The organism is Sporichthya sp., from assembly GCF_013815995.1.
Lineage (GTDB): Bacteria > Actinomycetota > Actinomycetes > Sporichthyales > Sporichthyaceae > Sporichthya.
In genome coordinates, this window is record NZ_JACDFE010000263.1 from 1 (window position 1) to 5,486 (window position 5,486).

The 5,486-nt window shown below is 67.5% G+C and carries 6 protein-coding genes and 1 other RNA gene; 6 read left to right on the forward strand and 1 reads right to left on the reverse strand.

Annotated features, from left to right (window positions below; genetic code table 11):
* Positions 1-59: 59 nt before the first annotated feature.
* From prfB to smpB, 5 genes are all read left to right on the forward strand, one after another.
* The gene (gene prfB, locus H0X00_RS21015; protein WP_293774518.1) at positions 60-1,169 is read left to right on the forward strand and encodes a peptide chain release factor 2; all 1,110 of its coding nucleotides are present in this window, start codon (positions 60-62) and stop codon (positions 1,167-1,169) included.
* Positions 1,170-1,262: 93 nt separating this feature from the next.
* The gene (gene ftsE / locus H0X00_RS21020) at positions 1,263-1,952 is read left to right on the forward strand and encodes a cell division ATP-binding protein FtsE (RefSeq protein WP_293774519.1); all 690 of its coding nucleotides are present in this window, start codon (positions 1,263-1,265) and stop codon (positions 1,950-1,952) included.
* Positions 1,953-1,962: 10 nt separating this feature from the next.
* The gene (ftsX, locus tag H0X00_RS21025; protein WP_367186719.1) at positions 1,963-2,871 is read left to right on the forward strand and encodes a permease-like cell division protein FtsX; all 909 of its coding nucleotides are present in this window, start codon (positions 1,963-1,965) and stop codon (positions 2,869-2,871) included.
* A gap of 92 nt (positions 2,872-2,963) precedes the next feature.
* Entirely contained in the window at positions 2,964-4,217 is a 1,254-nt protein-coding gene (locus tag H0X00_RS21030; RefSeq protein ID WP_293774522.1) for a M23 family metallopeptidase, read from the forward strand.
* A 44-nt stretch (positions 4,218-4,261) separates the two neighbouring features.
* Positions 4,262-4,738, forward strand: a complete 477-nt coding sequence (smpB, locus tag H0X00_RS21035) for an SsrA-binding protein SmpB (protein ID WP_367186718.1) — start codon at positions 4,262-4,264, stop codon at positions 4,736-4,738.
* Positions 4,739-4,766: 28 nt separating this feature from the next.
* Here smpB and H0X00_RS21040 read toward each other — a convergent pair whose 3' ends face one another.
* The gene (locus tag H0X00_RS21040; protein ID WP_293774523.1) at positions 4,767-4,910 is read right to left on the reverse strand and encodes a hypothetical protein; all 144 of its coding nucleotides are present in this window, start codon (positions 4,908-4,910) and stop codon (positions 4,767-4,769) included.
* Positions 4,911-5,055: 145 nt separating this feature from the next.
* Between H0X00_RS21040 and ssrA the strand changes: the two genes are divergently transcribed.
* Positions 5,056-5,437, forward strand: a transfer-messenger RNA (tmRNA) gene (gene ssrA, locus H0X00_RS21045).
* Positions 5,438-5,486: the final 49 nt, after the last annotated feature.

A 5,486-nucleotide genomic window follows, 5' to 3' on the forward strand; every position in this document is an offset into this window, starting at 1 on the left:
TGCGGCCCGTCACCGGCTTCCGGTGGCGGGCCGCAGTCGCTCGCGTAGGGTGCAATCCCGTGGCGCTACCTGAATTCACCGAGTCGCTCAAGGCGCTCGACGCGACGCTGAGCTCCGTCGAGGCCGTCGTCGACATCGAGAAGCTGCGCGCCGAGTACGCCGAGCTGGAGGTGCTTGCCGCCGCCCCCGACCTCTGGGACGACCAGGACCGGGCGCAGAAGGTCACCAGCCGGATGTCGGTCGTGCAGTCCGAGACCAACCGCATGGAGCAGGTGCGGCGGCGGGTGGACGACCTCGCGGTGCTGTTCGAGATGGCCGAGGAGATGGACGACGACGACACCCGCGCCGAGGCCGACGCCGAACTGGCGAACCTGACCCGGGAGATCGGCGAGCTCGAGGTCCGCACCCTGCTCAACGGCGAGTACGACGCCCGGGATGCCCTGGTCACCATCCGCTCCGAGGCCGGGGGGGTGGACGCCGCGGACTTCGCCGAAATGCTGATGCGGATGTACCTGCGCTGGGCCGAGCGCCACGGCTTCGCCACCGAGGTCTACGACACCTCCTACGCCGAGGAGGCGGGCATCAAGTCCGCCACCTTCGTGGTGCACGCCCCGCACGCCTACGGCACGCTCTCGGTCGAGCAGGGCACGCACCGACTGGTCCGGATCTCCCCGTTCGACAACCAGGGGCGCCGGCAGACCTCCTTCGCCGCGGTCGAGGTCGTTCCGGTCACCGAGCAGACCGACCACGTCGAGATCCCCGACGACGAGATCCGGGTGGACGTCTACCGGTCCTCCGGGCCAGGTGGGCAGGGCGTCAACACCACCGACTCCGCCGTCCGGCTGACGCATATCCCGACGAACATCGTGGTGTCCTGCCAGAACGAGCGCTCGCAGTTGCAGAACAAGGCCCGCGCGATGGAGGTCCTGCAGTCCAAGCTGCTGGAGGTCCGCCGCCGCGAGGAGCAGGCCAAGATGAATGCGCTAAAGGACGATTCGTCCGGTTCGTGGGGGAATCAGATGCGTTCCTACGTGGTGCACCCGTACCAGATGGTCAAGGACCTGCGGACCGAGCACGAGGTGGGCAACCCGGCCGCCGTCTTCAACGGTGAGATCGACGACTTCATCGAGGCCGGTATCCGCTGGCGGCGTTCCGGCGCGACGTCGTAGAACGCACGTCTAACCCGGTACTGGGCCGTATCCGGCCTACTATCGATCAAGGCTGCTCGTCCGCTAACCGGCCGCCGTGGGGACTGCTTTCTCGTGATCCGACTGGACAACGTCACCAAGACCTACCCGAGCCAGGACCGGCCGGCGCTGCGCGACATCTCGCTCGAGATCGTGAAGGGCGAGTTCGTCTTCCTCGTCGGTTCTTCCGGCTCGGGCAAGTCGACGTTCCTGCGCCTGGTGCTCAAGGAGGAGAAGCCGTCGACGGGCACCGTCCACGTCCTCGGCAAGGATCTGGCCCGGCTCTCGAACTGGAAGGTCCCGCAGCTGCGCCGCCAGATCGGCACGGTGTTCCAGGACTTCCGCCTGCTGCCCAACAAGACCGTGCGCGAGAACGTCGCGTTCGCCCTCGAGGTGATCGGCAAGTCCCGCGGCGTCACCCGGCGGGTGGTGCCCGAAGTCCTCGAGCTGGTCGGTCTGCAGGGCAAGGAGGACCGGATGCCCGACGAGCTCTCCGGTGGTGAGCAGCAGCGGGTCGCGATCGCGCGCGCCTTCGTCAACCGGCCGCTGATCCTGATCGCCGACGAGCCCACCGGAAACCTCGACCCGACCACCTCGGTCGGGATCATGAAGCTGCTGGACCGGATCAACCGGACCGGTACGACGGTGCTGATGGCTACGCACGACCAGGCGATCGTCGACCAGATGCGCAAGCGCGTGATCGAGCTCGAGACCGGGCGGATGGTGCGCGACCAGCACCGCGGTGTCTATGGGTACTCCGCGTGAGGCCAAACCGATGAGAGTTTCCTTCGTCACGCAGGAGATCGTGACCGGTCTCAAGCGCAACCTGACGATGACCATCGCGGTGGTCATCACCACCGCGGTTTCCCTCGCCCTGTTAGGCCTCGCGATGCTGACGGGCAAGCAGGTCGACACCATGAAGGACTACTGGTACGACAAGGTCGAGGTCACCCTTTTCCTTTGCCTGCCGACGGATTCCAGCGCGGCGAGCTGCAAGAGCGGTGTCGCCACCGAGGAGCAGAAGGCGACCATTCAGGCCGACCTGGAGAAGCTGCGCCCGCTGGTCGCCGAGGTCTACCTCGAGACCAAGGCCGAGGCCTACCAGCGCTTCAAGGAGCGCTTCGACACCGAGCTCGCAGCGAACATCACGCCGGAGTCGCTGCCGGAGTCCTACCGGGTCAAGCTCTCCGACCCGACCAAGTACGACATCATCTTCAGCGCCTTCAACGGCCGGCCCGGGGTCTACCAGGTACAGGACCAGAGGACTGTCCTGGAGCCGTTCTTCCGGGTGCTGCGCGCGGTCTCGATCGGCGCCCTGCTGCTGGCCGGCATCATCCTCGGCGCCGCACTGCTGCTGATCATCAACACCATCCGGCTCTCCGCCTACAGCAGGCGAAGAGAGACCGGAATCATGCGCCTGGTGGGCGCCTCGAACTTCTACATCCGATTGCCGTTCATCCTCGAAGGCGCGATCGCCGGCGCGGTCGGTGCGGTGCTGGCGACCTTCCTCGTCGTCGCGGCCAAGTGGGCCGGCGTGGACCACTACCTGGAGCCGAACTTCCAGTTCACCTCCTTCATCGGCTGGGACGCGGTGCTCACCACCGTCCCCTGGTTGTTCCTGTTCGGCGTCGGCGGCTCCGCCCTGGTCTCTGCCGTAACCCTCCGCCGGTATCTGCGCGTCTAACCCCGCCCCAAGCCCCGGCGCGTCCTGCCGGTATCTGCAGACTCCCGTGCTACCCATGTGACTGAAGTGTTTCCTGGGGTTAGGGGAGAGGTATGCGCAGGACGGCCCGTCACGGCGGCCTCGCGATGGTTGTTGCGGTGGCGCTGGCGACCTTCCTGCTCCCGCAGGCGCAGGCCGACGACAACCCGAAGGACAAGAAGCGGGCGGTCGACGAGCAGGTCCAGCAACTCGGTGAGGACCTCGACGAGCAGAACGCCGAGGTCAAGGCAGCGGGCTCCGCGCTGGCTGACGCCGAGGCGAAGCTCCCGCCGGCGCAGGCTGCGCTGGCCTCTGCCCGGACCGCGCTGGCGAGCGCTGAGCAGGAGCAGTTCGACGCCGCCCTGAGCCTGGCCGCCACCGAGTCCCACGCCGAGCAGGCGCTGATCGAGTACCTGGGCGCGCAGGGCCAGATGAGGGCCCATCGCGAGGCGCTCGCCGCGCTGGCCCGCCAGGCCTACATGGGCGGGGACTTCCAGCGCCTGTCCGTGGTGATGAACGCCCAGAGCCCCGAAGACCTGACCTCGGCGATGTCCTACTACGAGACGGTGAACCGCTCCGAGAAGCAGGTTCTCGCCGATCTGAACGCGCTGCAGGCCGACCTGGAGACCAAGCAGGCCGCCTTGGACGAGTCCCATGAGCGCATCCTCGCCGAGCAGAAGTCCGCCGCCGCCGCGGTCGAGACCACCACCCGGGCCCGGAACACCGCGACCGCGGCCCAGGCGCAGGTGCAGACGCTGATCGCCGCCCGCGGCGTCGCGCTGGAGAAGGCCGAGGATCTCAAGGACGAGATCGAGGCGCGCCTGGCGGTGATGAAGGCCGAGTCCGACCGGCTCGCCGAGGTCATCCGCAAGCGCGCCGAGGCCGCCCGCAAGGCTGCCGAGAAGACCGGCAAGAAGATCGTCCAGGGCACCGGCCTGCTCAGCCGGCCGGTCAGCGGGCCGATCACCTCGCCGTACGGCATGCGGTACCACCCGATCCTGCACCGCTACAAGCTGCACACCGGCACTGACTTCGGCGTCCCCTCGGGAACCGCGGTGCGCGCGGCCCGCGACGGCACTGTCATCGAGGCGTACTACAACAGCGCCTACGGCAACCGGGTGGTCGTCGACCACGGCTACGTCAACGGGGTCTACCTGGTGACGACCTACAACCACCTGACCCGGGACACGGTCAGCCGGGGCGAGAAGCTCGAGCGTGGCGAGGTGCTCGGGTACTCCGGCAGCACCGGCTACTCCACCGGTCCGCACCTGCATTTCGAGACCATGGAGGACGGCCACTTCGTCGACCCCATGCGGTGGCTGGAATAAATGGGCTCGACCAGCCGTCCGGCTGTACCCGTACCCTGACCCGCATGTCTCGTGAGCGTGGGCGCAAGATGATCGCCCAGAACAAGAAGGCCCGCCACGACTACCTCATCGAGGACACCTACGAGGCCGGCCTGGTTCTCACCGGTACCGAGGTGAAGTCGTTGCGGGCCGGCCGGGCCACTCTGGTCGACGGGTTCGCCACCTTCCGCGACGGCGAGATGTACCTGCACGCCGTGCACATCCCGCCGTACCACCAGGGCAACTGGACCAATCACGAGCCGCGACGGGTGCGCAAACTGCTGCTGCACAAGGCGGAGATCGACCGCTGGGAGCTGAAGATGAAGGAGTCGGGGCTGACGATCGTCCCGCTCGCGCTCTACTTCTCCGACGGCCGGGCCAAGGTCGAGCTGGCGCTGGCCCGCGGCAAGAAGCTGCACGACAAGCGCCAGGCCCTGGCCGAGCGGCAGGCGACGCGGGAGATGGCCCGCGAGATGACCCGCCGCAACCGCGGCGAGGGCTGACCCGGCGTCAGGCCGCGCCCGGAGGCCCTCAGGCGGGGCGGCGGCGCTGCGGGCTGGCGTCGATGATCCGGGCCAGGCCCAGGATGGTGCCGGCCACCGCCGAGCGGTAGGCGGCGCGGCGGCGGCTCTGCTTCGGCGTGCCCATGGCTTGCCAGGTGATCTGCTGTGGCATGGTCCCGTCCTCCCCGGTTCGGGTACGACGATCCGGGTCGCGGTCGTCCGATGTCGAGGAGTCTGGGCCGCTCGCGTGACGCCGGAGTTTCGTGACCGTGGTCACCATGTGAAATCCCCGGGTATCCTGGTCGGACAACTGCACAGGGGGTGATCGGTTTCGACTGCGGCTGTCGTTGCAGGAGAAGCGGGCCGAGGACGCGGGGATGATCTCGTTAACCATGCCTCGCAAAAAAATAAGCGCCAAGGTTTCTAACCAGCGCGATCTCGTTCTCGCCGCCTAGGCGGTAGAACACTAGGAGATCTGTCAGCCCGGGGAGTGTCATCGACCCGGTGTCTGGCATCAGCTAGATGACTAACCCGCCGCCCGGGTCACGAGGGCGGCGGGGACACCAAACAGTGACTGGGCCTGTCGGGACGCTTGTCTGCGTGACGTCCCGAGGCCGAGAAAATCAACTGCAGACTGCGCCCGGAGAATGCCTGGTTCGGTGCCGTAGGACGCGGGTTCAATTCCCGCCACCTCCACCACAACCAACACCCCTGAGCAACCAGCGCTTCACTCGCTGGGACAGCGCTT

Bases quoted from the DNA above. Each gene is read 5' to 3' on its own strand.
- H0X00_RS21040 (WP_293774523.1), bottom strand. From the start codon at position 4,910: ATGCCACAGCAGATCACCTGGCAAGCCATGGGCACGCCGAAGCAGAGC.
- smpB (WP_367186718.1), top strand. From the start codon at position 4,262: ATGTCTCGTGAGCGTGGGCGCAAGATGATCGCCCAGAACAAGAAGGCC.
- ftsX (WP_367186719.1), top strand. From the start codon at position 1,963: ATGAGAGTTTCCTTCGTCACGCAGGAGATCGTGACCGGTCTCAAGCGC.
- H0X00_RS21030 (WP_293774522.1), top strand. From the start codon at position 2,964: ATGCGCAGGACGGCCCGTCACGGCGGCCTCGCGATGGTTGTTGCGGTG.